This window comes from Variovorax boronicumulans (assembly GCF_040544675.1).
GTDB lineage: Bacteria > Pseudomonadota > Gammaproteobacteria > Burkholderiales > Burkholderiaceae_C > Variovorax > Variovorax boronicumulans_D.
Window position 1 is genome coordinate 451,249 of the sequence record NZ_JBEPKK010000003.1, and the last position, 25,164, is coordinate 476,412.

The 25,164-nt window shown below is 66.0% G+C and carries 23 protein-coding genes and 1 pseudogene; 10 read left to right on the forward strand and 14 right to left on the reverse strand.

The window, feature by feature from the left end:
• The first annotated feature begins 89 nt into the window (after positions 1 to 89).
• The 3 genes from ABIC90_RS08105 to ABIC90_RS08115 are packed head-to-tail and all read left to right on the forward strand — an operon-like array spanning position 90 to position 2,870.
• Positions 90 to 1,580, forward strand: coding sequence for a polyhydroxyalkanoate depolymerase (locus ABIC90_RS08105; protein ID WP_354353568.1), 1,491 nt, complete (start codon positions 90 to 92; stop codon positions 1,578 to 1,580).
• Entirely contained in the window at positions 1,510 to 2,235 is a 726-nt protein-coding gene (locus tag ABIC90_RS08110; protein ID WP_354353569.1) for an RnfABCDGE type electron transport complex subunit B, read from the forward strand. Before ABIC90_RS08105 ends, ABIC90_RS08110 begins: the two co-directional genes overlap by 71 nt.
• The gene (locus tag ABIC90_RS08115) at positions 2,232 to 2,870 is read left to right on the forward strand and encodes a LysE family translocator (RefSeq protein ID WP_354353570.1); all 639 of its coding nucleotides are present in this window, start codon (positions 2,232 to 2,234) and stop codon (positions 2,868 to 2,870) included. The genes ABIC90_RS08110 and ABIC90_RS08115 overlap by 4 nt, the downstream gene beginning before the upstream one ends.
• Positions 2,871 to 2,880: 10 nt before the next feature.
• Here the strand turns inward: ABIC90_RS08115 and ABIC90_RS08120 are convergent, their stop codons facing one another.
• Positions 2,881 to 3,798 (reverse strand): EamA family transporter, encoded by a 918-nt coding sequence (locus ABIC90_RS08120; RefSeq protein ID WP_354353571.1) that lies wholly within the window; start codon positions 3,796 to 3,798, stop codon positions 2,881 to 2,883.
• A 118-nt stretch (positions 3,799 to 3,916) separates the two neighbouring features.
• Between ABIC90_RS08120 and ABIC90_RS08125 the strand changes: the two genes are divergently transcribed.
• Complete coding sequence (locus ABIC90_RS08125) at positions 3,917 to 4,414, forward strand: Lrp/AsnC family transcriptional regulator (RefSeq protein ID WP_354353572.1); 498 nt, start codon at positions 3,917 to 3,919, stop codon at positions 4,412 to 4,414.
• Positions 4,415 to 4,570: 156 nt separating this feature from the next.
• Here the strand turns inward: ABIC90_RS08125 and ABIC90_RS08130 are convergent, their stop codons facing one another.
• The 8 genes and pseudogenes from ABIC90_RS08130 to scpA form a co-directional block, all read right to left on the reverse strand.
• Entirely contained in the window at positions 4,571 to 5,056 is a 486-nt protein-coding gene (locus ABIC90_RS08130; protein ID WP_354353573.1) for a VOC family protein, read from the reverse strand.
• A complete protein-coding gene (bioB, locus tag ABIC90_RS08135; RefSeq protein ID WP_354353575.1) occupies positions 5,053 to 6,084 on the reverse strand; it encodes a biotin synthase BioB in 1,032 nt (343 codons plus the stop codon). The genes ABIC90_RS08130 and bioB overlap by 4 nt, the downstream gene beginning before the upstream one ends.
• Positions 6,084 to 8,132 (reverse strand): acetyl-CoA carboxylase biotin carboxylase subunit, encoded by a 2,049-nt coding sequence (gene accC, locus ABIC90_RS08140; RefSeq protein ID WP_354353576.1) that lies wholly within the window; start codon positions 8,130 to 8,132, stop codon positions 6,084 to 6,086. The genes bioB and accC overlap by 1 nt, the downstream gene beginning before the upstream one ends.
• Before the next feature lie 20 nt (positions 8,133 to 8,152).
• The gene (locus ABIC90_RS08145; protein WP_354353577.1) at positions 8,153 to 9,697 is read right to left on the reverse strand and encodes an acyl-CoA carboxylase subunit beta; all 1,545 of its coding nucleotides are present in this window, start codon (positions 9,695 to 9,697) and stop codon (positions 8,153 to 8,155) included.
• A gap of 40 nt (positions 9,698 to 9,737) precedes the next feature.
• Entirely contained in the window at positions 9,738 to 10,805 is a 1,068-nt protein-coding gene (gene meaB, locus ABIC90_RS08150) for a methylmalonyl Co-A mutase-associated GTPase MeaB (protein ID WP_354353670.1), read from the reverse strand.
• A 231-nt stretch (positions 10,806 to 11,036) separates the two neighbouring features.
• A pseudogene (locus ABIC90_RS08155) lies at positions 11,037 to 11,246 on the reverse strand (GIY-YIG nuclease family protein); the annotation flags it as partial.
• A 26-nt stretch (positions 11,247 to 11,272) separates the two neighbouring features.
• Complete coding sequence (locus tag ABIC90_RS08160) at positions 11,273 to 11,788, reverse strand: GNAT family N-acetyltransferase (protein ID WP_354353578.1); 516 nt, start codon at positions 11,786 to 11,788, stop codon at positions 11,273 to 11,275.
• Positions 11,789 to 11,802: 14 nt separating this feature from the next.
• A complete protein-coding gene (gene scpA / locus ABIC90_RS08165; protein WP_354353579.1) occupies positions 11,803 to 13,965 on the reverse strand; it encodes a methylmalonyl-CoA mutase in 2,163 nt (720 codons plus the stop codon).
• Between the two features lie 168 nt (positions 13,966 to 14,133).
• On the opposite strand from scpA, the gene ABIC90_RS08170 reads away from it, so the two are divergent.
• Positions 14,134 to 14,781: a GntR family transcriptional regulator gene (locus tag ABIC90_RS08170; RefSeq protein ID WP_354353580.1), complete on the forward strand. Its 648-nt coding sequence runs from the start codon at positions 14,134 to 14,136 to the stop codon at positions 14,779 to 14,781.
• A gap of 42 nt (positions 14,782 to 14,823) precedes the next feature.
• Here ABIC90_RS08170 and ABIC90_RS08175 read toward each other — a convergent pair whose 3' ends face one another.
• The 3 genes from ABIC90_RS08175 to ABIC90_RS08185 all read right to left on the reverse strand — a co-directional run bounded on the left by ABIC90_RS08175 (position 14,824) and on the right by ABIC90_RS08185 (position 17,326).
• The gene (locus tag ABIC90_RS08175) at positions 14,824 to 15,609 is read right to left on the reverse strand and encodes an IclR family transcriptional regulator (protein WP_354353581.1); all 786 of its coding nucleotides are present in this window, start codon (positions 15,607 to 15,609) and stop codon (positions 14,824 to 14,826) included.
• A gap of 234 nt (positions 15,610 to 15,843) precedes the next feature.
• Positions 15,844 to 16,833, reverse strand: a complete 990-nt coding sequence (gene dusA / locus ABIC90_RS08180; RefSeq protein ID WP_354353582.1) for a tRNA dihydrouridine(20/20a) synthase DusA — start codon at positions 16,831 to 16,833, stop codon at positions 15,844 to 15,846.
• 121 nt (positions 16,834 to 16,954) lie between these two features.
• A complete protein-coding gene (locus ABIC90_RS08185) occupies positions 16,955 to 17,326 on the reverse strand; it encodes a response regulator (protein ID WP_354353583.1) in 372 nt (123 codons plus the stop codon).
• A 177-nt stretch (positions 17,327 to 17,503) separates the two neighbouring features.
• On the opposite strand from ABIC90_RS08185, the gene ABIC90_RS08190 reads away from it, so the two are divergent.
• The 4 genes from ABIC90_RS08190 (at position 17,504) to ABIC90_RS08205 (ending at position 21,362) form a co-directional block, all read left to right on the forward strand.
• On the forward strand, positions 17,504 to 17,887 hold the full coding sequence (locus ABIC90_RS08190) for a response regulator (protein WP_354353584.1): 384 nt from the start codon (positions 17,504 to 17,506) through the stop codon (positions 17,885 to 17,887).
• Positions 17,888 to 17,929: 42 nt separating this feature from the next.
• A complete protein-coding gene (locus ABIC90_RS08195) occupies positions 17,930 to 19,669 on the forward strand; it encodes a hypothetical protein (RefSeq protein WP_354353585.1) in 1,740 nt (579 codons plus the stop codon).
• Between the two features lie 70 nt (positions 19,670 to 19,739).
• The gene (locus ABIC90_RS08200) at positions 19,740 to 20,225 is read left to right on the forward strand and encodes a MarR family winged helix-turn-helix transcriptional regulator (RefSeq protein ID WP_354353586.1); all 486 of its coding nucleotides are present in this window, start codon (positions 19,740 to 19,742) and stop codon (positions 20,223 to 20,225) included.
• A gap of 108 nt (positions 20,226 to 20,333) precedes the next feature.
• Positions 20,334 to 21,362 (forward strand): alpha/beta fold hydrolase, encoded by a 1,029-nt coding sequence (locus ABIC90_RS08205; protein ID WP_354353587.1) that lies wholly within the window; start codon positions 20,334 to 20,336, stop codon positions 21,360 to 21,362.
• 261 nt (positions 21,363 to 21,623) lie between these two features.
• Here ABIC90_RS08205 and ilvB read toward each other — a convergent pair whose 3' ends face one another.
• Positions 21,624 to 23,405 (reverse strand): biosynthetic-type acetolactate synthase large subunit, encoded by a 1,782-nt coding sequence (ilvB, locus tag ABIC90_RS08210; RefSeq protein ID WP_354353588.1) that lies wholly within the window; start codon positions 23,403 to 23,405, stop codon positions 21,624 to 21,626.
• Between the two features lie 122 nt (positions 23,406 to 23,527).
• Between ilvB and ABIC90_RS08215 the strand changes: the two genes are divergently transcribed.
• Complete coding sequence (locus ABIC90_RS08215) at positions 23,528 to 23,965, forward strand: Lrp/AsnC family transcriptional regulator (RefSeq protein WP_013542184.1); 438 nt, start codon at positions 23,528 to 23,530, stop codon at positions 23,963 to 23,965.
• 116 nt (positions 23,966 to 24,081) lie between these two features.
• On the opposite strand, the gene ABIC90_RS08220 is transcribed toward ABIC90_RS08215, so the two are convergent.
• Positions 24,082 to 25,080, reverse strand: a complete 999-nt coding sequence (locus ABIC90_RS08220; protein WP_354353590.1) for an OmpA family protein — start codon at positions 25,078 to 25,080, stop codon at positions 24,082 to 24,084.
• Positions 25,081 to 25,164: the final 84 nt, after the last annotated feature.

Consider the following 25,164-nt stretch of genomic DNA (forward strand, 5'->3'; position numbering starts at 1 on the left):
GCGGCGGGGGCGGTGTAGGGGTTAGGCCCCCTGCACCGCGGCGAATGCGCTGATATATTGCACCGCAACATTCCACTCCAACACCAGCGATGCTCTACCAACTCTACGAAGCCCAGCGTTCCTTGATGGAACCGTTCTCGGACTTCGCGCAAGCGGCCTCCAAACTCTACGGCCCGGGTGCCGTGTGGAGCCAGCTGCCCATGGCCCAGCGCATGGCCGCGGGTTACGACCTGCTCTATCGCCTGGGCAAGGACTACGAAAAGCCCGAGTTCAACATCAAGTCCGTGAAGGTCGATGGCGAAGACGTCGTCATCCAGGAGGCCGTCGAGCTCGACAAGCCCTTCTGCGAACTGCGCCGCTTCAAGCGCTTCACCGACGAGCCGCACATCCTCAAGACGCTCAAGAGCCAGCCCGTGGTGCTGATCGTGGCGCCGCTGTCGGGCCACTACGCCACGCTGCTGCGCGACACCGTGCGCACCATGCTGCAGGACCACAAGGTCTACATCACCGACTGGAAGAACGCGCGCCTGGTGCCCATGTCCGAAGGCAAGTTCCACCTGGACGACTACATCAACTACGTGCAGGAGTTCATCCGCCGCCTGCAGGCTGAATACGGCAACTGCCACGTGGTGAGCGTGTGCCAGCCGACCGTGCCCGTGCTCGCCGCGGTGTCGCTCATGGCGAGCCGCAAGGAACCGCTGCCGCTCACGCTGACGATGATGGGCGGCCCCATCGACGCCCGCAAGTCGCCCACCGCGGTCAACAACCTTGCGATGAACAAGAGCTACGAGTGGTTCGAGAACAACGTGATCTACCGCGTGCCCCAGGGCTTTCCGGGTGAAGGCCGCCGCGTGTACCCCGGCTTCCTGCAGCACACCGGCTTCGTGGCCATGAACCCCGACCGCCACGCAACCAGCCATTACGACTATTTCAAGGACCTCATCAAGGGCGACGACGCCAGCGCCGAGGCCCACCGCAAGTTCTATGACGAGTACAACGCCGTGCTCGACATGGACGCCGATTACTACCTCGACACCATCCGCACCGTGTTCCAGCAGTTCGAGCTCGTCAACGGGACCTGGGATGTGAAGAACCCCGAAGGCCAGATCGAGCGCGTGCGTCCGCAGGACATCACCACCGCCGCGCTGCTCACGGTCGAAGGCGAGCTGGACGACATCTCCGGCTCTGGCCAGACCGAAGCCGCGCACAGCCTGTGCACCGGCGTGGACGATTCGAAGCGCGAGCACTACGAGGTCAAGGGCGCGGGCCACTACGGCATCTTCAGCGGCCGCCGCTGGCGTGACCTGGTCTATCCCAAGCTGATGAAATTCATCGCCGCCAACGACCAGCCGCAAAAGCGTGCCGGTACGCGCGAAAGCCTGCCGGCAGAAGACCGCATCAAGCCGGGCCAGAAGATCGCCGCCCCCGCGGCCAAGAAGGCGGCACCCGTGCCGAAGAAGGCCGTTGCCGTAGCGGCGGCGGCCAGGAAGCCGGCAGCTTCGAAGACGCATGTGGCGGCCAAGAAACCCGCGGTCACGGCCAAAAAAGCCAGCAAGCCCCGCACCGGCGCCGCGCGCTGAGTCGCGCGCATCCCACACCGTGAACGGGCTGGCCGCACGCATCAACGACGCACTGCCACAAACGCAGTGCACACGGTGCGGCTACCCCGATTGCGCCGGCTACGCGCAGGCCGTGGCCGATGGCGAGGCAGGCATCAACCAATGCCCGCCGGGCGGCGCCGAAGGCATCGCCCGCCTTGCGCTGCTCACCGGCCGCCCTGCACTGCCGCTCGACCCGCAGTTCGGCACCGAAGGCCCACGCGCCATGGCCGTCATCGACGAGGCCTGGTGCATCGGCTGCACCCTCTGCCTCGATGCCTGCCCGACCGATGCGATCGTCGGCATCAACAAGCGGATGCATACGGTGATCGAGGCGCACTGCACGGGCTGCGAACTCTGCATTCCGGTGTGCCCGGTCGATTGCATCTCGCTGGAAGTCGAAACGCCCGGCCGCAGCGGCTGGCAGGCGTGGTCGCAGGCGCAGGCCGAGGCCGCGTTGCAGCGCTACAAACTCCATGGCCTGCACCGTGAGGCTGCGAAGCGCGAGGCCGAACCGGCACCCGCCGCCGCCGAACCGCAAGCCGCCGACACGCGCAAGCGCTCCATCGTCGAAGCCGCCCTGGCGCGCGCCCGCGCCGCCGCCGAACAACGCGGCAAGACCGCTCCCAAGCCATGACGCTCGACACCCTGCTGATCTACGTCGTCGCCTCGCTCGCGCTGGCCGTCATTCCCGGCCCCACGATGCTGCTGGCGCTGTCCAACGGCATCGACGGCGGCATGCGGCGCGCGAGCTGGGGCATTGCGGGCGCATCGCTCGGCAGCATCACGCTGATCGCGGTGGTGGCATTGGGACTGGGCTCGCTGCTCGCGGCATCGGAAGTGCTCTTCAACGCGATCCGCGTGGCCGGCGTTGCCTACCTCGTCTGGCTCGGTATCAAGCTCTGGCGCAGCGAAGCGACCGATCTCGGCGCGGCGCTGGCCCAATCCGCTGTCGAGGCTCGGCCGCACGGCCGTGTCGCGCTGATGCGCAGCCTGCTCGTGGCGCTCTCCAACCCGAAGACGGTGCTGTTCTTCGCGGCGTTCCTCCCGCAGTTCATCGACATCACCCAGCCGCAAGGCCCGCAGTACCTGCTGCTCGGCGCGATCTTCGTCGTGCTCGACACCTGCGTGATGCTGGCCTACGCGGCCGCTGGCACGCAGGCCGTGCGCTGGCTCTCGCGTCGCGGCCTCAAGGTGCTGAACCGCAGCTGCGCGGCCGGCATGTGGCTTCTGGCGGCCACGCTCGCGTTCTGGCGCCGTCCGGGCACCTGAAGAAAGCGCTTCAGTTCTTTGCTGGGCGCTTGAAGAGCAGCAGCAGCACCCCCGCCAGCACGACCGACACCGCATACCACTCGAAGCGCGTCACGGTCTCGTTGGCGATCCACACACCCAGCAGCATCGCGATCACCGGGTTCACGAAGGTGTAGCTCGCCGCCAGCGCAGCCGGCGCCTTCGCGAGCAGCACCATGTAGGCGTTGAACGCGATCAGCGAGCCGAACACCACCAGGTACAGCCAGGCCCAGACGGCCACCGGCGCCGGCGGCCACACCAGGCTCTCGCGGGAGACGGCCGCCAGCACCAGCAGCACCACCCCGCCGCAGATCATCTCGCTCGCAAACCCCATCGCACCGGGCGCGAGCGGCAGGCTGCGCTGGCTCAGCACGCTGCCCATCGACCAGCAGATGCAGGCGATGGAAATGGCTACCAGCCCCGCAGGCGACGACTGGAAGCCGCTGCCCTGCGTCAGCATCAGCACGCCGATGAGGCCGAGCGCGATGCCCGCCGCCTCCATGCGCGTCGGCTTGATGCCCCAGATGAGGTTCAGCAACGCGATCAGCAGCGGCACCACCGCGATGAAGGCCACCACCAGGCCCGAACCGATGGAGACCTCTGCATGCGCCGTGCCGCCCATGCCGCCGCCGAGCATCAGCGCGCCCACGACCAGCGCATTGCGCCACTGCATCATCGAAGGCCACGCGGCACCGCGCCAGCGCATCCAGGCCGCGAGCACCAGCCCCGCAAACAGAAAGCGCGACCCCATCTGCAGGAACGGCGGAAAGCTGATCAGCGCGTACTTGATCGCAAGATAGGTCGAGCCCCAGACCACCCAGGTGGCGGCAAGGCACAGCCACAGCAAAGGCGGCAACGCGCCGCGTGCGGAACCGGGTGTGGCCTGGGCGGGAGAAGCGAGTGTCGGCATGTCGAGGCGGAGGTTTTGTTGGTATCGAAGCGCCGCCCATGGTATGAAAGCCGCCTGCAAGGAACCATGGACATTTCACGGTTCTACTCACCCCTCACCGTCGATTTAAAGGAGTTCCATGGACTTCACCTTGAACCCCGCGCTGGACGCCCACGACACCCGCATCCTCGCCGAGCTCCAGGCCGATGCACGCCTCACCATGGCCGAACTGGGCCGCCGCGTGCACCTGAGCCAGCCGGCCGTGACCGAGCGTGTGAAGAAGCTGGAGGCTGCGGGCGTCATCAGCGGCTACCGCGCCACCGTCAACCTCGGCAAGCTGGGCTACGGCATCCGCGCGATCATCCGCGTGGGGCGCGCCGACTACGACCTCGTCGTGAAGCTGGTGCAGGACACGCCTGAATGCGTCAATGCCTACAACGTGACCGGCGAGGACAGCTGGGTCCTGGAGATCGCAGTGATCGACGTGAGCCACCTCGACGCGGTGGTCACCAAGTTCTGCATCCTCACCGAGACGGCGACCTCGATCATCCTGAACCCCGCGCGCGAGCACCAGCCGATGCTGCCGCCGCACCGCTCGGACGTGCGGCCGCCGATCAAGAAGGTGCTGAACGCCTGATAGCCCTGAAACCCGTTCGGGCTGAGCCTGTCGAAGTCCCAAGAGCCGTTCGGGCTGAGCTTGTCGAAGCCTCACAAACCCGTTCGGGCTGAGCCTGTCGAAGCCTTGCGCGAGGCTTCGACAGGCTCAGCCCGAACGGTAGCTGGCGAACCAGGATCAGCGTGCCGCGAGTGCGGTAAAGGCCGTCACCACCTCGGGCGGCGCCTGCACCATCTCGATCAGCACGCCCTCGCCCGCGATCGGAAACTCCTCGTTCGCCTTCGGATGCAGAAAGCAGATGTCGAACCCCGCCGCGCCCTGGCGGATGCCGCCGGGCGCAAAGCGCACGCCCTGCGCGGTGAGCCAGTCGACGGCACGGGGCAGGTCATCGATCCACAGTCCCACGTGGTTCAGCGGTGTCGTGTGCACCGCGGGCTTCTTCTCGGGGTCCAGCGGCTGCATCAGGTCGACCTCGACCTTGAACGGGCCGCTGCCCATCGAACAGATGTCCTCGTCGACGTTCTCGCGCTCGCTCTTGAAGGTGCCGGTGACTTCGAGCCCCAGCATGTCGACCCACAGCTTCTGCAGGCGCAGCTTGTCAGGCCCGCCGATGGCGATCTGCTGGATGCCCAGCACCTTGAAGGGACGCGGCGTGGTCGTCATGCGCAAGCCCCGGCTTCTTCGGTCGCCGTAGTGCGGCGCGACTGCAGGCCCAACTTGCGCAGCAGCTGCACGTCCGCATCCACATCGGGATTGCCCGTGACCAGCAGCTTGTCGCCATAGAAGATCGAATTCGCGCCGGCCATGAAACACAGCGCCTGCACCGCGTCGCCCATTTGCTGGCGCCCGGCCGACAGCCGCACGCGGGCCGTGGGCATCGTGATGCGCGCGACCGCGATCATGCGCACGAAGTCGAAGGGATCGACCGGTTCCGAATCGGCCAACGGCGTGCCCGGCACGCGCACCAGGCTGTTGATGGGCACCGACTCCGGGTACGGGTTCAGGTTGGCCAGCTGCGCGATCAGCCCCGCGCGGTGCACCGGTTGCTCGCCCATGCCGACGATGCCGCCGCAGCACACGCTGATGCCGGCGCTGCGCACGTGGGCCAGCGTGTCGAGCCGGTCCTGGTAGCTGCGCGTGTCGACGATGTCGGTGTAGTACTCGGGGGCCGTGTCGAGGTTGTGGTTGTAGTAATCGAGGCCCGCGGCCTTGAGCTGGTGCGCATGGTGCGGCTCCAGCATGCCGAGCGTGGCGCAGGTCTGCATGCCGAGGCCCTTCACCGCTTCGACCAGCACGGCCACCTTCTCCACGTCGCGGTCCTTCGGCGCGCGCCAGGCGGCGCCCATGCAGAAGCGCGTGGCGCCCGCGTCCTTGGCGGCCTGCGCGGCGCGCAGCACCTCGTCGACCTCCATGAGCTTCTGCGCTTTCACGCCGGTGTCGAACTCGGCCGACTGCGGGCAGTAGCCGCAGTTCTCAGGGCAGCCGCCGGTCTTGACCGAGAGCAACGTCGCGAGTTCGATGTCGCCTTCGGGGAAGTGCTGGCGGTGCACCGTCTGCGCTTCGAACAGCAGGTCCATCAGCGGCTTGTCGAGCAGCGCCTGGATCGCCTCGACCGTCCACGGGCCCTGTGGCGTTGCCGGCTTCGGGGGCCGGTGTAGCGTGATCGTTTGTTGCAAGTCGTTGGCACCCATCAGTTGAACTCCAGAATGATTTGATCGACGGCGAGGGACTCGCCCTTGCCCGCGGACACCTTGCCCACCACGCCGTCCTGCGCAGCGAACAGCACGTTTTCCATCTTCATCGCCTCGATGACAGCCAGCTTCTCGCCGGCCCGCACCTGCTGCCCCGGCTGAACCGACACCTCGACCAGGAGGCCCGGCATCGGTGACATCAGGTATTTGCTCAGGTCCGGCGGCGCCTTGTAGGGCATCAGTTCGAGCAGGCGAGCACCCAGCGGCGACAGCACCATCGCTTCGATCTGCGTGCCGTCGTGCGACACGCGCAGCGCCAGCGGGTTCTTGCCCGCACCGCGCTCGACCTGCGCGGTGAAGGGCTTGTCGTTGACCCGGCCCTGCACGCGAATCGCACCCAGTGCAAAGCTGCTGTCGATCTTGTAGCTCTTGTCGCCCACTGCGACGGCACTGGCGCCGGTCTTGCCCTGGAAGTCGGTGACCGACACCGGGTGGTGCACATGCTTGCCCTCAGCCCCGAGTTCCACCACCACGAACTGCTCGCCCACCTTCACGCCGTGGCCTTCGAGCTGCCCGCTGATGCCCGAGGCGCGCGCACGGTAACGACGATGCACATACGCAGCCAGCGCAACGAGGAACGACGGATCGGTGTGCGGCACGTCTTCCGCATGGAAGCCCTTGCCGTAGTGCTCGGCGATGAAGCCGGTGTTGAAATCGCCCGCCACGAACTTCGGATGCGCGAGCAGCGCCGCCTGGAACGGGATGTTGCTGCTGATGCCGCGGATCACGAAGCCGTTGAGCGCCTCGCGCATGCGGGCGATCGCATGCTGGCGGTCCTTGCCATTCACGATGAGCTTGGCGATCATCGAGTCGTAGTACATCGGGATCTCGCCGCCGTCGTACACGCCGGTGTCCACGCGCACGCCTTGCAGGTGCTCGGTGTCGCTCGCGAACATGGTCTCGGCCGGCGGCTGGAACTTCACCAGGCGCCCGGTCGAAGGCAGGAAATTGCGGAACGGGTCTTCTGCGTTGATGCGGCACTCGATGGCCCAGCCGTCGCGCTTGACCTCTTCCTGCGTGAGCGGCAGCTTCTCGCCGGCTGCGACGCGGATCATCAGTTCCACGAGGTCCAGCCCCGTGATGCACTCGGTGACCGGATGCTCCACCTGCAGCCGCGTGTTCATTTCGAGGAAGTAGAAGCTCTGGTCCTTGCCGACCACGAACTCCACCGTGCCCGCGCTCTGGTAGTTCACCGCCTTGGCCAGTTGCACCGCCTGCGCGCCCATCGCCTTGCGCGTCTCGTCGCTGATGAAGGGCGAAGGCGCTTCCTCGATCACCTTCTGGTGACGCCGTTGAATGGAGCATTCGCGCTCGTTCAGGTAGATCACGTTGCCGTGCGAATCGCCCAGCACCTGGATCTCGATGTGGCGCGGCTCCTCGACGAACTTCTCGATGAACACGCGGTCGTCGCCGAAGCTGTTGCGCGCTTCGTTGCGGCACGAGGTGAAGCCCTCGAAAGCTTCCTTGTCGTTGAAGGCCACGCGCAGGCCCTTGCCGCCGCCGCCGGCCGAGGCCTTGATCATCACGGGATAGCCGATGTCGCTCGCGATCTTCACGGCGCGCTCGGCCGTCTCGATGGCGTCGTTCCAGCCCGGAATGGTGTTGACCTTGGCTTCGTTCGCAAGCTTCTTCGAGGCGATCTTGTCGCCCATCGCCGCGATCGAATAGTGCTTCGGTCCGATGAAGGCGATGCCCTCTTCCTCGACCTTGCGCGCGAAGGCTTCGTTCTCCGACAGGAAGCCGTAGCCCGGGTGCACCGCCTCGGCACCGGTCTGCTTGCAGGCCGCGATGATGCGGTCGGCCTGCAGATAGCTCTCGCGGCTGGGCGCGGCGCCGATGTGCACGGCCTCGTCGGCCAGCTCGACGTGACGGGCTTCCTTGTCGGCGTCGGAGTAGACGGCGACGGTGAGGATGCCCATCTTCTTGGCCGTCTGGATGACGCGGCAGGCGATTTCCCCACGATTTGCAATCAGGATCTTTTTGAACATGTTCTTCTTCTCCGGGCCGCTCACAAAGGGATGTTCCCGTGCTTGCGCCACGGGTTCTCGAGCTTCTTCTCGCGCAGCATCACCAGCGAGCGGCAGATGCGCTTGCGCGTTTCGTGCGGCAGGATCACGTCGTCGATGTAGCCGCGTGCGCTCGCCACATAGGGATTCGCAAAACGCGCCTTGTACTCGGCTTCGCGCGCAGCCAGCTTCTCGGGGTCGTTCTTGTCTTCGCGGAAGATGATTTCCACCGCGCCCTTCGCGCCCATCACCGCGATCTCGGCGCGGGGCCAGGCGAGGTTGACGTCGCCGCGCAAATGCTTGGATGCCATCACGTCGTACGCACCGCCGTAGGCCTTGCGCGTGATGACGGTGATCTTCGGCACCGTGCACTCCGCGTACGCGTAGAGCAGCTTGGCGCCGTGCTTGATGATGCCGCCGTACTCCTGCCCCGTGCCGGGCATGAAGCCGGGCACGTCGACGAAGGTGATGACCGGGATGTTGAACGCATCGCAGAAGCGCACGAAGCGCGCGGCCTTGATGCTGCTCTTGATGTCCAGGCAACCCGCCAGCACCAGCGGCTGATTCGCCACGATGCCGACCGTCTGGCCTTCCATGCGCGCGAAGCCGATCACGATGTTCTTCGCATAGTCGGGCTGCAGCTCGAAGAAGTCGCCGTCGTCCACCACCTTGAGGATCAGCTCCTTGATGTCGTAGGGCTTGTTAGGGTTGTCGGGCACCAGCGTGTCCAGCGAGTAGTCGGGCCGGTCGGCCGGATCGCCCTGTCCGTTGTTGCCCAGGCGCACGGGCGGCTTCTCGCGATTGTTGAGCGGGAGGTAGTTGTAGAGGCGGCGCAGCATCATCAGCGCCTCGACGTCGTTCTCGAACGCCATGTCGGCCACGCCACTGCGCGTGGTGTGAGTGATGGCGCCGCCGAGCTCTTCGGCCGTCACGGTTTCATGCGTCACGGTCTTCACCACGTCGGGGCCGGTGACGAACATGTAGCTGGAGTCCTTCACCATGAAGATGAAGTCGGTCATGGCGGGCGAATACACCGCACCGCCTGCGCAGGGGCCCATCACCATGCTGATCTGCGGCACCACGCCGGAGGCCATCACGTTGCGCTGGAACACGTCGGCATAGCCGCCCAGAGACGCCACGCCCTCCTGGATGCGCGCGCCGCCCGAATCGTTCAGGCCGATGACCGGCGCACCGACCTTCATCGCCTGGTCCATCACCTTGCAGATTTTTTCGGCATGCGCCTCGCTGAGCGCACCGCCGAAGACGGTGAAGTCCTGGCTGAACACGAACACCAGGCGGCCGTTGATCATTCCGTAGCCGGTGACCACGCCGTCGCCCGGGATCTTCTGCTCGGCCATGCCGAAGTCGACCGAGCGGTGCTCCACGAACATGTCCCACTCTTCGAAGGTGTTGTCGTCGAGCAGGAGCTCGATGCGCTCGCGCGCGGTGAGCTTGCCCTTGGCGTGCTGCGCGTCGATGCGCTTTTGCCCGCCGCCGAGGCGCGCCTTGGCGCGGCGCTGTTCGAGTTGTTCAATCAGATCTTGCATGGTGTGGTTCCGAAGCTGTGGTCCTGAAATTGATGTGGCGTCATGGCCTGGCCGTGATCGCCGCCGCCGCGAGCAACTGGCGCGCCGCGGTCGATGCAGGCAGCGCACCCTGCGCGACCTGCCGGGTGAGTTGAGGCAGCAGTTCACGCACCTGCGGGTGCTGCCTGAAGGCCTGCTTGAGCCCGGCGTCGATGCGCTCCCACATCCACGCGGAGGCCTGCTTCTCGCGGCGTGTGGCGAGCTTGCCGTTGGCGGTCTGCAGTTGCTTGAACTGCGTGACGGCTTCCCAGAAAGCATCCACGCCTGTGCCCGCGAGTGCGCTCAGCTGCAGCACCTTGGGCAACCAGAAACGCACTTCGGCGCCGCTGTGCGCGTCGTGCACTGCGTGCGCGTGGTCCGGGTTGCCCTGGTGGCCGAAGAGGCGCAGCGCCGAAGTGATCTGGGCCTGCGCACGCGTGGCGGCATCCTTGTCGATATCGGCCTTGTTGATGACCACCAGGTCGGCCAGCTCCATCACGCCCTTCTTGATCGCCTGCAGGTCGTCGCCGGCGTTGGGCAGCTGCATCAGCACGAACATGTCGGTCATGCCAGACACCGCCGTCTCGCTCTGGCCCACGCCCACGGTTTCGACGATGACGACGTCGTAGCCCGCAGCCTCGCACACCAGCATCGCCTCGCGCGTTTTCTCGGCCACGCCGCCCAGCGTGCCGCTCGAAGGACTCGGGCGGATGTAGGCGCGCTCGTGCACCGAGAGCTTTTCCATGCGCGTCTTGTCGCCGAGGATGGAGCCGCCGGAGACGGTGGATGAAGGGTCGATGGTGAGCACCGCGACGCGGTGGCCCTTGTCGATCAGCAGCAGGCCCAGCGTTTCGATGAAAGTCGATTTGCCGACACCGGGCACGCCGGAGATGCCAAGGCGAAAGGAGTTGCCGGTGCGCGGCAGCAGTGCGGTGAGCAGCTCATCGGCCTCGGTGCGATGGTCGGTGCGCGTGGATTCGAGCAGCGTGATGGCCTTGGCGATCGCGCGGCGTTGGATGGGCGCGGCACCGGCAACAACGCCGTCGAGCAAAGCGGGAGGTGCCAAGGATCGCGAGGGGACGGCATTCATGGTCTTCCCCACCACCCGTTCGGACTGAGCTTGTCGAAGCTGGGGCTCTGCGGTGGACAGCCCTTCGACAGGCTCAGGGCGAACGGGGACGTCATGGCGAACGGGGGTGTCGTAGCTCTCCCCCGACCGTTCGGGCTGAGCTTGTCGAAGCTGCCCCCGAGGAGCACTCGACTTCGCCAGTTCCTTGATGCGGTCCCACTCGCCTCGAATCAAGGCCTCCTTCTTCGCGCGAGACCACCCCTTGATCTGCTGCTCGAAGGCGATCGCCCCTTCTCGCGCGTCGAACTCACCCTGCCATACCAGTTCGAGTGGCCTGCGCGTTGCGGTGTATCCGTCCTGCCCATCGACGTGTTGGCGCATCCGGACATCGATGTCGTCGGTATGGCCCGCGTAGTACGAGCCATCCGAACAGCGCAGCAGGTAGACGAAAAAGGGTTTCACGGGGATTGTGGGAGGCTTCGACAAGCTCAGCCCGAACGGGCGGTTGTCGCCGAACGGGTGGCTGTATCCGCTTGGGTGGTTGCATCCTGGTCGCGCCAGCGGTAGTGCAGGTCGACGCCCTCCTCGCTTTCGAGCACGAAGCCGTGCCGCAGATAGAAGCGGTTGGCATCGCTCTGCACCAGCGCAGTGAGCTTGATGTCCAGATTCTTTTCGCGCGCCTCGGCCTTGGCCCAGCGCAGCACCCATTCGCCGATGCCGCTGCCCTGGAAGCCGGTGCGCAGGTACAGGTGGTCCAGGCGCAGCGCATCCGGGCCCTCGGGCTTGAGCGTGACGAAGCCCACGCGCTGCTCGCCGTCGAGCACGATGTGGTGCATGAACGGCACGACGAAACCGGCCGTGAGCCGCTCGCGCGAGCGCGCAACATCGAAGCGCCCGACGCGCTCCAGGCTCGGCCGCATCGCATCGATGCGAACCGCCAGCATGTCTTCGAAATCACCGGAATCCACCGGCTGCAGCGACAGCCGCGACAAGAGATCGCCCACGTCTGGCCCCCGGGTCAGGCCGCAACGGCCGCGCGGATTTGCTCCAGCACGTCCTTGGCACTGGCCGGAATGGGCGTGCCCGGTCCGTAGATGCCCTTGACGCCGGCCTCGTAGAGAAAGTCGTAGTCCTGCCGCGGAATCACGCCGCCGACGAACACGATGATGTCGTCCGCGCCCTGTTTCTTGAGCTCGTTGATAATGGCGGGCACAAGCGTCTTGTGGCCGGCTGCGAGGGTGCTCACGCCGACGGCATGCACGTCGTTTTCGATGGCTTGCCGCGCGCACTCTTCAGGCGTCTGGAACAGCGGCCCCATGTCCACGTCGAAACCCAGGTCGGCGAAGGCCGTGGCCACCACCTTGGCGCCGCGGTCGTGCCCGTCCTGCCCGAGCTTGGAAATCATCACGCGCGGACGGCGCCCCTGTTCTTCGGCGAAAGCATTGATCTCGGTCTTGAGGGCTTCCCAGCCCTCAGCGGAGTCATAAGCAGCTGCATACACACCGGTCACCTTTTGCGTGTCGGCCCGATGGCGGCCGAATGATTTTTCGAGCGCATCCGAAATCTCGCCCACCGTGGCGCGAAGGCGCACCGCATCGATGCTCAGCGCAAGCAGGTTGCCCGTGCCGTTCTCGGCCGCTTCGGTCAGCGCGTCGAGCGCGGCCTGCACCTTGGCGGTGTCGCGCGAAGCGCGGATCTGCTGCAGCCGCGCCACCTGCTGGTCGCGCACCATCACGTTGTCGATGGAGAGGCTGTCGATCGCATCTTCGTTCTTGAGCTTGTACTTGTTGACGCCCACGATCACGTCCTTGCCCGAATCGATGCGCGCCTGCTTCTCGGCGGCGGCGGCTTCGATCTTGAGCTTGGCCCAGCCGCTGTCGACGGCCTTGGTCATGCCGCCCATGGCCTCCACCTCTTCGATGATGGCCCAGGCCGCATCGGCCATGTCCTGCGTGAGCTTTTCCATCATGTAGCTGCCGGCCCAGGGGTCGACCACGCTGGTGATATGCGTCTCTTCCTGGATGATGAGCTGCGTGTTGCGCGCGATGCGCGAGCTGAACTCGGTGGGCAGCGCGATCGCTTCGTCGAGCGCGTTGGTGTGCAGGCTCTGCGTGCCGCCGAACACCGCAGCCATCGCCTCGATGGTGGTGCGTACGATGTTGTTGTACGGGTCTTGCTCGGTGAGACTCCAGCCCGAGGTCTGGCAGTGCGTGCGCAGCATCAGGCTCTTGGGGTTCTTGGGCCCGAACTCCTTCATGATGCGGCACCACAGCAAACGCGCCGCGCGCATCTTGGCCACCTCGAGATAGAAGTTCATGCCGATGGCCCAGAAGAAGCTCAGGCGTCCGGCAAAGCCGTCGACATCGAGCCCCTTGGCCAGCGCGGTCTTCACGTATTCCTTGCCGTCGGCCAGCGTGAAGGCCAGCTCCAGCGCCTGGTTGGCGCCGGCTTCCTGCATGTGATAGCCGCTGATCGAGATCGAGTTGAACTTGGGCATGTGCTGCGCCGTGTACTCGATGATGTCGCCGATGATCCGCATGCTCGGCGCTGGCGGAAAGATGTAGGTGTTGCGAACCATGAACTCCTTGAGGATGTCGTTCTGGATGGTCCCGCTCAATTGGTCCTTTGCCACGCCCTGCTCTTCGGCCGCGACCACGTAACCCGCCAGCACAGGCAGCACGGCGCCGTTCATCGTCATGGACACGCTCACCTTGTCCAGCGGGATCTGGTCGAACAGGATCTTCATGTCCTCCACCGAATCGATCGCCACGCCGGCCTTGCCGACGTCGCCGGTCACGCGCGGATGGTCGCTGTCGTAGCCACGGTGGGTGGCCAGGTCGAAGGCCACGCTCACGCCTTGGCCGCCCGCTGCGAGTGCCTTGCGGTAGAAGGCGTTCGACTCTTCCGCCGTCGAGAAGCCGGCGTACTGGCGGATGGTCCAGGGGCGCACCGCGTACATGGTGGCCTGCGGGCCGCGCAGGTAGGGCTCGAAGCCGGGCAGCGTGTCGGTGTACTTCAGGCCCTCCAGGTCGGCTGCGGTGTACAGCGGCTTGACGGTGATGCCGTCGGGCGTGATCCAGTTCAGCGCGCTCACGTCGCCGCCCGGCGCGGACTTGGCGGCGGACTTGGCCCAGGCACCGAGGTCGGCGGGCTTGAAGGTGGGTGCTGGTTTGCTGCTCATGAAAAGGACGCCGCTTTGCAGTTTGTCTTGCCGGGGAATCGACGGGGATATCGACGGGAGATCGACAGTGGATCGGCAGATCCGCTCGCACGGATCTGCAGGCCGGCCGCGAGTTTAACCGATCCATAATTATTAATTCAAACGCATTTTTGAAGTACAGTCCTGCCCATGTCCGCTGTCACCCTCACCCCGCGCGCCCTCTACGAAGAGGTGGCCGAGCTGCTGCGCCAGCGCATCTTCCGCCGCGAGCTGGAGCCCGGCAGCTGGATCGACGAGCTCAAGCTCGCCGAGGAATACGGCATCAGCCGCACGCCCTTGCGCGAAGCGCTGAAGGTGCTGGCGGCCGAAGGGCTGGTGACGATGAAGGTGCGGCGCGGCGCCTACGTGACCGAGGTGTCGGAGCAGGACCTGGCGGATGTCTATCACCTGCTCTCGCTGCTGGAGAGCGATGCGGCCGGCGTGGTGGCCGAGCGCGCCACCGATGCCGAGCGCGCAGAGCTGAAGAAGCTGCACGCCGAGCTCGAAGCCGCCGCCGCCCCTGGCAAGGAAGACCGGGAGCATTTCTTCGCGGTGAACGAGCGCTTCCACATGCAGTTGCTGGCGATCGCCAACAACAAGTGGCGCGACCAGATGGTGGCCGACCTGCGCAAGGTGATGAAGCTCAACCGCCACAACTCGCTGCTCAAGGCGGGGCGCATCGGCGAATCGCTGGCCGAGCACCGCTCGGTGATGGCGGCCATCGAGGCGCGCGACCCAGCGGCCGCCATGGCGCGCATGCGCGAGCATTTCAAGAACGGCCTGGAAGCGGCGAACTGAGTTCGCCGGCCGGGCGCCGCCGCGTCAGACCGTCAAGCCCGATCAGTCCGGATTGAACGATCCCGCTTCAGCGGAAATTCGCTGCGCCACGTCGAGCAACCGGGGAACCACGCGTTCGAGCATGGCTTCCCTGGTCAGCAGGTAGGCCGGGCCGCCGCAGCCCACGCCGTAGCGCTCGCCGCGCGGGCCTTGCAGCGCAAAGCCCAGGGCGTGGATTTCCGGATGCCATTCGCCGAAGGAACTGCAATAGCCCACGCGGCTGTACTCCTCCACGCTGGCCATCAGGCGCGGCTCGAGCGCGGGCCAGTTCTCGCCGGCTTCCTCGCGGATCTGCGCCAGCAGCTCCGTCTGTTCTGCCTCGGGCAGCGCCGACAGATACGCCCGGCCGGACGCCGAGGTGGTGATCGACATGCGCGACCCCACATCGATGCGCGAACTGATGATCGCCGAGCGCGGACGCAGGGTGTCGATGACGAGCATGTCGAGTTCGTCGCGCACGCCCAGGTGAATGCTTGCCCCCGCGAACTCGGACAGGTCGGTCAGATGGGGCCGGGCCACGGCGCGCAGGTCGAAATGGCGCAGGTAGCGGCTGCTCATGTCCAGCAACGCGGGGCCCAGGCTGAAGCGCTCGCTGTCACGCGACTGGCGCAGGTAACCCGCGCCTACCAGCGTGGCTGTAAGCCGAGAGACGGTGGCCTTGGGAATGCCCGTCGTGTCTGCCAGTTCGCGGTTGCCCATCGGCGCGGCCGCCATTCCGATGGCCTTCAGAAGGGTCAAACCGCGGGCTAGCGCGCTGACCTCTTCCTTGCTGCCAACAGCTTCACTCATAAGAACCTCGTTTTTTGTTTCCCTGACCTCTTTATTCTTCAGCAAAAAGACAGTGAAAATCACATTTGTTATCGCATTGCTTCGGAACAATGTTTTATTAAAGTCAATGAATGGCCCTCCGCGCGAGCCCTGAAACGGCTTTGGGGGACGCAAAAAGGCGCGCGAAAGCGCTCGCCCTGCGGGCGTCTTCGTCTCGGTTGGAAAACGGCCTTCGTGGCCGGGAGTTGAGGCGGGTCAGGCGGCCTGAGCCACAGACTCTTGCGGCGCTTGCGCATGCGCGAGCGCCATCACCTCGTGCGGCGGGCGCGTTTTCAGGCGGTGGTCGCTCCACACCTGCCGCCAGCGGCGCGCACCGGGAAGGCCGTTGCGCAAGCCCAGCATGTGGCGCGCAATGGACGACCACTGCGTGCCGTGCGCTGCGGCTTCGCGAACCATGTAGTCGCACATCAGCGACTCCACCTCTTCGCGCGTCAGCGGCTGCGGCGCGGCGCCGAAGAACTCCGCGTCCCATTCGGCGAGCCACCAGGGGTTGTGGTACGCCTCCCGACCGACCATCACGCCGTCGAGCAGCCGCAGATGCTCGTGCACCTGTTCGTTGACGGAGATGCCGCCGTTGATCGAAAACTTCAGCGCCGGAAAGTCGTGCTTCAGCCGGTGCACCAACGCATAGCGCAGCGGCGGAATCTCGCGGTTCTGCTTGGGGCTCAGGCCCTGCAGCCAGGCATTGCGCGCATGGACGATGAAGGTGCCGCACCCCGCTTCGCTGACCTTGCCGACGAAGTCGCGCACGAACTCGTAGCTCTCGATCTTGTCGATGCCGATGCGGTGCTTGACGGTGACGGGCACGCTCACCACATCGACCATCGCCTTCACGCAGTCGGCCACCAGCTGCGGCTCGTTCATGAGGCAGGCACCGAAGGCGCCGCGCTGCACGCGCTCGCTCGGGCAGCCGCAGTTGAGGTTGATTTCGTCGTAGCCCCATTCCTCGCCGAGCCTGGCGCAATGCGCCAGGTCAGCCGGCTCGCTGCCGCCCAGTTGCAGCGCCACGGGATGCTCTTCAGCGTTGAAGCGAAGGTGCCGGGGCACGTCGCCATGCACCAGCGCGCCGGTGGTGACCATCTCGGTATAGAGCAGCGCGTGGCGCGACAGCAGGCGATGGAGGTACCGGCAGTGCCTGTCGGTCCAATCCATCATGGGTGCAACGGAGATGACCTTGTCTTCCAAAACGCGGTGTCCTGTGGGTATGGGCTGTGTGTGCGTAGGCCCGGACATCGGGCGCGCAAGGCGCGGATTTTCTCACGCGTCCCAGCGAGCCAATGTTGGGCCCATGATGGCCCCGCAAACCTCAAGAAGGCGAGACGGCCGCGAGGGCCAATGCCTGCGTGAGTTGCTCGACCGAATAAGGCTTGCGCAGCCAGGCCGTGCCCGGCATCACGGTGGTGGGCTCTGCCTGCCCGGTCACGAAAATCACGGGCACGCGATGGTCGCGCAGCAGCCTTTCCGCAAAGTCGTGGCCCGAGAGCGCGGGCAGGCCGATGTCCACCATCACCACATCGAAGGCCCCGTCCAGGAAACGTGCGATGGCGGCCTCGGCGCTTTTAACGCCCGTGGCCCAATGTCCCAGGGTCTCCAGCAGTTGGAGGGTGGCGACCAACGTGTCGACGTCATCCTCCACGAGCAGCACGCGAAGCTTGGTTTGCGGATCAGTGGTGGTCATTGCGATTCATTTTTCCAGACAAACAGCCTCAGCGCAGCAACGGCGCCAGAGATGTACGACAGATGGCGGCGTTGTCCGACTCTGCGAGCCGCCTGTGCCACGACAATCGACCGCATTCCAGAGACAAGCCGAAGACCACGCCGCGAGCCCGAGAGCACGCGCACCCGGTCCGCCACAATGACCCGCATCTACCTCATCGAAGACAACCCGCTGATCGCCACCACGCTGACCGACGGGCTGCGACACTTTTCCGGGTGCAAGGTCGTCGGCACCGCGACCACCTCCGACGAGGCCATCGAATGGCTGAAGGCCAATCCCGACGAATGGGACGCGGCAGTCATCGACATCTTCCTCGCCCAGGGCAACGGCCTGACCGTGGCGCACTACCTGAACGACACCAAGTCCCCCGCGCAACGCAGCGTGGTGCTCATGAATTACGCAAGTTCCGAAGTGCGCGAAGGCGCGCTGGCGGCCGGTGTGGATGCGGTCTTCGACAAGTCGTTGCAGCTCGAAGCCTTCTATGAGTTTTGCGCGGGCCTGAACATCACGCCGCGCCGCTGAACCGCTGGCCCATTGACGCCGCGCGGCGGCACAATCGCCGGCGTGCCGCTCATCCCCCATCGCCTGACCGCCGGCTTCGCGCTGCTGCTCGCATTCGCCGCGCCCGTTGCGCGCGCGGCCGATCCTGTGTTGCTCGTCACATCGCCCGCCGCGCTGCAGGTCGCGGAAAAATCCGGCGCGAGCTTTGCCCATTGGGCCGGCCCTGCGCAGCCGATGCCACCCGACGGCATTGCAAGCAACCAGGCGCTGATGAAAACGCGTGCGTGGCCCTCCATCGCCAAGCCGCTGGCCGACAGCCTCGCGCGCATCCAGCGCAGTGACAGGCAGGCCGGTGTCGGCATCTCGCGCTACCCGCACCGGTTGTTCGATGCGCGCTGGCTCACGAGCCCCGATGCCTTCTTCGAGCTGGTAGGCGTGGCCAACCGCATGGACCGCCGGCCCTTTCAAAACGGCGCGTGCGGCGAGACGCGGCTGGTGTACCGGCTGGCCTATCGCACCGCAGCGATGCAGTCGCGCCTGCCGATGACCGTCAACGTCGAACTGCGCGGCGATGCGCCCGATGCCGACGGCAGCTGCGCGAGCACTGCGCGGCGCTGGCAACCGCCGCAGGCTTCGATGCCCGACGATGCGCTCGGCCGCTGGCTGGTGTCGGCCGAGGGGCCGCTGTCGCCGCAACGCCTGGCGCCCGCGCGCATCGCGCAGGTCACCACCAACCTGCAGAGCGTGCGTTGGCCCTCGGCGGTGCGGCCCGACCTGGGCGGCCATGCCGAATACATGCTGCGCGCCTTTCGCTGGAACGCCGCCGCGCAACGCTTCGACGCCGCCCCGCTGGAGAACACGCCCGACGTCGCGCGCCTGAAAGCAAACGCGCCGCTGCGAAAAGAACTGCAGCAGTGGCTGCAGCAACCCGCCAACCTGCGTGCGTTGGAGGAAGCGACGCTCCAGGTGCCCGAGAAATTCCTCGCGACCGAATCCATCTCGGTGGCGCCGCGCGGTCTGGCACGGCTGGCGAACCGGCCGTTCGCGCAGATCTTTTCGCCCGGCGAATGGCATGCCGTGCCCGGCAGCCGCACGCTGCAGTCGCCGCAGGCGGTGCTGCGCCGGCTCGACGACCTCAGCTGCGCGGGCTGCCACCAGAGCCGCGCGGTCGCGGGCTTTCATTTGCTGGGCGTGGACCGTCGCGGCGCATCGCGCACCTTCACGACCGGCAATGCGCTCGCGCTGCCGCACTCGCCGCACCTGCAGGACGAACTCGCGCGGCGTGGCAGCTATGTGCTCAGCGCGCTGTCGACGCCGCGGCCCGACCCGTTCCGGCCGTTGGCCGAACCGCACATCGATAACGCCGACAGCGCCGCGCCTGAAAAGGCCACCGTAGGCGCAAGCTGCGAGCCCACGCGCATCACCCAGTCCGCCAACCCGTGGCTGGACCGCGCAGAGAAACTGCCGCGCGCCGCCTGCGAAGGCACGCGCGCCGTGTGCGAAAAAACTTCGGTCGGTTTCCCCGGCGGCATGTGCTCCGGCCCCTGCGATCCGAACGACAAGAACGGCACCTGCGGCGCCATCGCCATCCTGAGCGATTTCAACCAATGCCTCGCCGCCAACAAGCCCTTCGGCGAATGCCTGAGCAAACACACGCGCCCCGGCAACTTGCGCAGTTGCTCGGCGCAACAGCCCTGCCGCGACGACTACATCTGCGCGCAGGCCGAGGGCCAGCCCGAGGGCCGAGGCGCCTGCATTCCGCCCTACTTTCTTTTCCAGATGCGGGTGGACGGCCACTCCTGAAGACCGCGTGGTGCGGGCGGGCATAAAACATCGCTTGCCATTAGATCGCATGCGATCTAATATCCGGCCCATGCCTTCCAAGCAACGCCCCGCCTCATCCACCCGACGCACCGAAGCGCCCACTAGCGACCCGCTGGCATTGGACGAGCAACTCTGCTTTGCCGTGTACTCGACGATGCTGAGCCTCAACAAGGTGTACCGGGGCCTCTTGCGCGACCTGGACCTCACCTACCTGCAATACCTCGTCATGCTCGTGCTGTGGGAGAAAGACAGCGTCAACGTCTCCGAGATCTGCAAGCGCCTGGCGCTGGAAACCACCACCCTCACCCCGCTGCTCAAACGGCTCGAAGTACGCGGCCTCGTGCAGCGCGTGCGCTCGGCATTGGACGAACGCCAGGTCATCGTGTCGCTCACCGCCGAAGGCCGCGCGATGCATGCCAAGGCCAGCGGCCTGCCCAGTTGCGTGGCCCAGGCCATGGCACTGAACCCCAACGAAATCGGCATCCTGCGAGACCAGTTGCTCGCGCTGCGTTCGAACCTCGACAGGAACGCGTGATGGCCCGCCGCATCCGCCTTCCTGTTTTTTTACCCCATTTATATCGCATGCGATATTAGTCCAAGCGATATGAATTCCGTCTTTTCAACATCACCCAAGGAACGCACCATGTCCTCCGCAAACAGCAGCAACACGCAAGCCGCCACCGCCCAGCCCACCCGCCGCAGCCTGCTGGTCGGAGGCGCATCCGTCGCTGCCGGGGCCCTCGTGGGTACCGGCATTTCCACCGCGGCACGCGCCGCGTCCACCGCCGCGCCCAGGCAGGGCACGGTTCCTCCCGCCTCTTCACTCAAAGGAAAGCAAGTCATGAGCAACACCATCGTCACCAAGGACGGCACCCAGCTTTACTTCAAGGACTGGGGCACCGGCCCCGTCACCGTCGTGTTCAGCCACGGCTGGCCGCTCAACTCCGACAGCTGGGAGTCGCAGATGCTGTTCCTCGCGTCGCAGGGCTACCGAACCGTGGCGCACGACCGCCGCGGCCACGGCCGCTCCAGCCAGCCCTGGAACGGCAACGACATGGACACCTACGCCGACGACCTGGCCACCGTCATCGAAACGCTGGACCTCAAGAACATCGTGCTCGTCGGCTTCTCCACCGGCGGCGGCGAAGTGGCGCGCTACATCGGCCGCCACGGCACCCAGCGCGTCATCAAGGCCGCGCTCATCTCGGCCGTGCCGCCGCAGATGCTGAAGACGGCCGCCAACCCCGGCGGCCTGCCCATCGAAGTGTTCGACGGCCTGCGCGCGGCGCAACTGGCCAACCGCTCGCAGTTCTACAAGGACGTGCCCTCGGGCCCCTTCTTCGGCTTCAACCGCCCCGGTGCCAAGGTGTCGCAGGGCCTCATCGATTCGTGGTGGGCGCAGGGCATGCTCGGCGGCCACAAGAACACCTACGACTCGATCAAGGCCTTCTCTGAAACCGACTTCACCGAAGACCTGAAGAAGTTCGATGTGCCCACCCTCATCGTCCACGGCGACGACGACCAGATCGTGCCCATCGGCGCCGCGGGCCTGGCCTCGGCCAAGCTGGTGAAGAACAACAAGCTCATCGTGTACCCCGGCGCGCCGCACGGGCTGACCGACACGCACAAGGACAAGTTCAACGCTGATTTGCTGGCGTTCATCAAGTCCTGATGGGGAAAGGGCCGAGGTGAGGGCTGACGGCCTCCACCCCACAACAAGCGCCCGGCAGGCGGTACGGCCCGGCCGACCCCTCTGTGCCGCCGAGGAGCGCAGCGTTTCGCGGATCAGGGCTTGCAGCTGTTTGAGCCGAAGGCGAGTTCGGCAAGCCCCCGCGAGACGCGAGCACCGCAGGGAAGCCGCGAAGCGGCCGGCACAGTGGGGCCGGCCGGGCCGTACCGCCTGCCGGGCGCCCCTCAAAACAGAAGAGAAAGGTCAAACCTCCTCGTACCACCGATCCTTCGCAAGCATCACCCGGTGATGCCCGTGCCCCGAAGGCATCATCGGAAAGCAGTTCTCCTGCGCCGCAACCTGCACATCCAGAAAAAACGGACCTTCGCTCGCAAGGCACTCAGCCAGCGCAGCGTCGAGCTCCGCAGGGTCGGACACCCGGCGCGCGCCCCACCCGAACGCCTTGGCCAGCGCCACGAAATCGGGCAAGGCCTCGTTCCAGCTGTGGCTCAGCCGATTGCCATGGTTCAGCTCCTGCCACTGCCGCACCATGCCCATGTAGCCGTTGTTCGACAGCACCAGCTTCACCGGCGTGCGGTGCTGCACGGCCGTCGACAGCTCCTGGATGTTCATCAGCACCGACGCATCGCCGCTCACGCAAACGCACAGCGCATCGGGATGCCCGATCTGCGCGCCGATGGCGGCAGGCAGCCCGTAGCCCATGGTCCCCGCCCCACCCGACGTCAGCCAACGACGCGGGCCATCGAAGCGCAGGTACTGCGCGGCCCACATCTGATGCTGCCCCACATCGGTAGACACGATCGCATCGCGACCGGCCACCGCGCGCTGCAGCGACGACATCAACTGCTGCGGCAGGATCTCGTCCGCACACGGCTCGAAGCGAAGGCACTCCTGCGCACGCCAACGCGCGATGCGCTCCCACCAAGGCGCCAGCCGCTCCGGCGCAAAGCCCTCTTCGGGCAGCAACGCCAGCACCGCATCGAGGATCGCCTGGCAATCCCCCACCATCGGCACATCGACATGCACCACCTTGTTGATGCTGCTCGGGTCGATGTCGATGTGGATCTTTCGCGCATGCGGGCAGAACTCGTCGAGCTTGCCCGTCACGCGGTCGTCGAAGCGCGCGCCTACGCACACCACCAGGTCGGCTTCGTGCATCGCAAGGTTCGCTTCGAGCATGCCGTGCATTCCCAGCATGCCGATGAACTTCGGGTCCGACGCGGGAAACGCGCCCAGCCCCATCAGCGTGAGCGTGCAAGGCGCATGCAGCCGATGCACCAGCTGCGCGAAAGCCTCGCAGGCCGCCGGCCCCGAGTTGATCAATCCGCCGCCGCCATACAGCACCGGCCGCCGCGCCGTCGAAAGCAAATCAGCCGCCCGCTGCAGCATCGCCTTGGGCGGCAACGCCGCCCTGCTCGCCCGCAACGGGCGCAGCGGCGCCGGGGCTGCGCCATGGCCCAGGCGCATCAGCTGAATATCCTTCGGCACATCGAGCAGCACCGGCCCCGGCCGCCCTGACGATGCGATTTCCAGCGCGCGCCGCACCAGGCCCGGCACCTCGTCCGCCGCGCGCACCTGGTGGTTCCACTTGGTCACCGGGCGCGACATGCCCAGTGCATCGCTCTCCTGAAAGGCCTGCGTGCCGATCACCGCCGTGGCCACCTGCCCGCTGATGCACAGCACCGGCACCGAATCGCTCATCGCATCGAGCAGTCCGGTGATGGTGTTGCCCACCCCCGGCCCCGAGGTGACCAGCACCACCCCGACCCGCCCCGTGCTGCGCGCATAGCCCTCGGCCGCATGCACCGCAGCCTGCTCGTGGCGCACCAGCACATGGCGCAGGCGCGGCTCGCCATGCAGCGCGTCGTAAAGCGGCAGCGCCGCGCCGCCTGGGTAGCCGAAGATGGTGTCGACACCGCACTCGACCAGCGTGTCGAGCAGGGCCTCTGCGCCGTTGCGCACGCGGGGCGGCGCTTCAGGGTGGACGGACAAGGAAGTCGTGAGGGGCAGGTCAAGCAATCGCATGCCGTCAATTCTTCCGGCTTTGATGCAGAATTTGCTTCTTTCTTTTGGCTCTTTTGGGTCGCTTTATGAAAACCCTTCGGAAATCAGCATCAAACGAAGAAGGATCTTTCGACAAGACCGACATGGCCATCCTCCGGGTGCTGCTGCTCGACTCGCGCAAGACCCTGCAGGAAATCGGCAACGAGGTCGGCCTGTCGCCCACCAGCTGCTGGACGCGCATCAAGAAGCTGGAGGCCCAGGGCGTCATCAAGCGCTACACCGTCGACGTCGATCCGGCCAAGCTCGGCTATCACGATTCGGTGATCGTGCAGGTCACGCTGGAGAGCCACACCGACGAAACCCTCTATGACTTCGGCCGCGTGCTCGCGACCATTCCGGAGATCCAGGAGGCCTACCTGGTGTCAGGCGACTACGACTACTACATCCGCATCGCCGTGCGCGACACCCGCGACTACGAGCGGCTGCTGCGCGAAAAGCTCTACAAGATCCCCGGCATACGCCACAGCAAATCGCACTTTGTGTTGCGGGTGCTGAAGGAGACGAGCGTGCCGGTCATCTGAAACAGGGCCGTTCACGCTGAGCTTGTCGAAGCGCCGCGCGAGGCTTCGACAGGCTCAGCCCGAACGGTTTTGGCAGATCGAGCGCAGTTCCGCCTGAGGGCAGAAGCAGCCTCAGTTCAGAGCCGCACCAGCTCCACCCGCCGGTTCTTCGCGCGCCCCGCTTCGTTGTCGTTCGGCGCTACCGGCTCGGCCGCGCCGGCGCCGCGCGTGGTGAAGCGGCGCGGGTCCACGCCCGCCTTCACCAACACCCCGATCACCGCGACCGCACGACGCTTGGAGAGATCGTCGTTGTGCTTCGCATCGCCCTGCGCATCGGTATGCCCCACCACCGACAGCTTGAGCGGCGGGTTGCTGCGCATCAGCTTGGTCATTTCGTCGAGCGTGGGCTGCGACTCGGGACGAATCACGTCCTTGTCCAGGTCGAAGAGGATGCCGTAGAGGTTGATGCGCCCCGTCTCGGCCAGGCTCTTCTGCATGGCCGAGGCGTCGACGAACACGATCTTGTCGCCCTCCATCGCCTTGCTCTCCACCACGCGCACGAAGGCGTGGTTGCCGACATCGGCGTTGTGCTCGGCCAGCGCGATGCTGGCGTACACCGTGCCCGTGGGGCCGGTCTTCTTGGCGAGCAGATAACGGCCGCTCACCGAAAAATAGTTGCGCACGTAGTCGCCACGGCTCCCCAGGCGCGGCCACTCGGGGTCGTCGAAGGCCAGCGCAAAGTCGTAGGGCGTGTTGGTGTCCACGCTGTTGGGCCGCTTCTTGTAGCAGGAGGCGTTGGCCGTGCCGCAGGTAAAAAGAACCTCGAAGCCCTTGGCCTTCAGGCTCGCCTCGTAGTTGCGCTGCACCTCCAGCAACGACCGGCCGCCGGGCAGCTTGTAGTGATAGAGCGAGATCTTGCCTTCGAGCTTGAGCAGATCGGGCTTGCCACCGCCCCAGTTCTGGAACGGCTCCTTGATGAGGCCGACCTCGTCGTAGGCCGTGACCTTGGTGCCGTCGAGCACCGCGCCTTCGTAGCGGCCGACGAGGGGATGGTCCTTCTCGGGCGCGGCGGCGAGGGCAGCCAGGCCCAGCGTGGCCGTGGCGGCGAAGAAGGCGAGCTTTTTGATCAAGGGCATCGGGAGGATCGACAAAGAGCGTGCGACAAAGAACGTTGATGCCAGGGATGCTAGGACGGCCCCCGGCCGTTGTGCATTCGACGG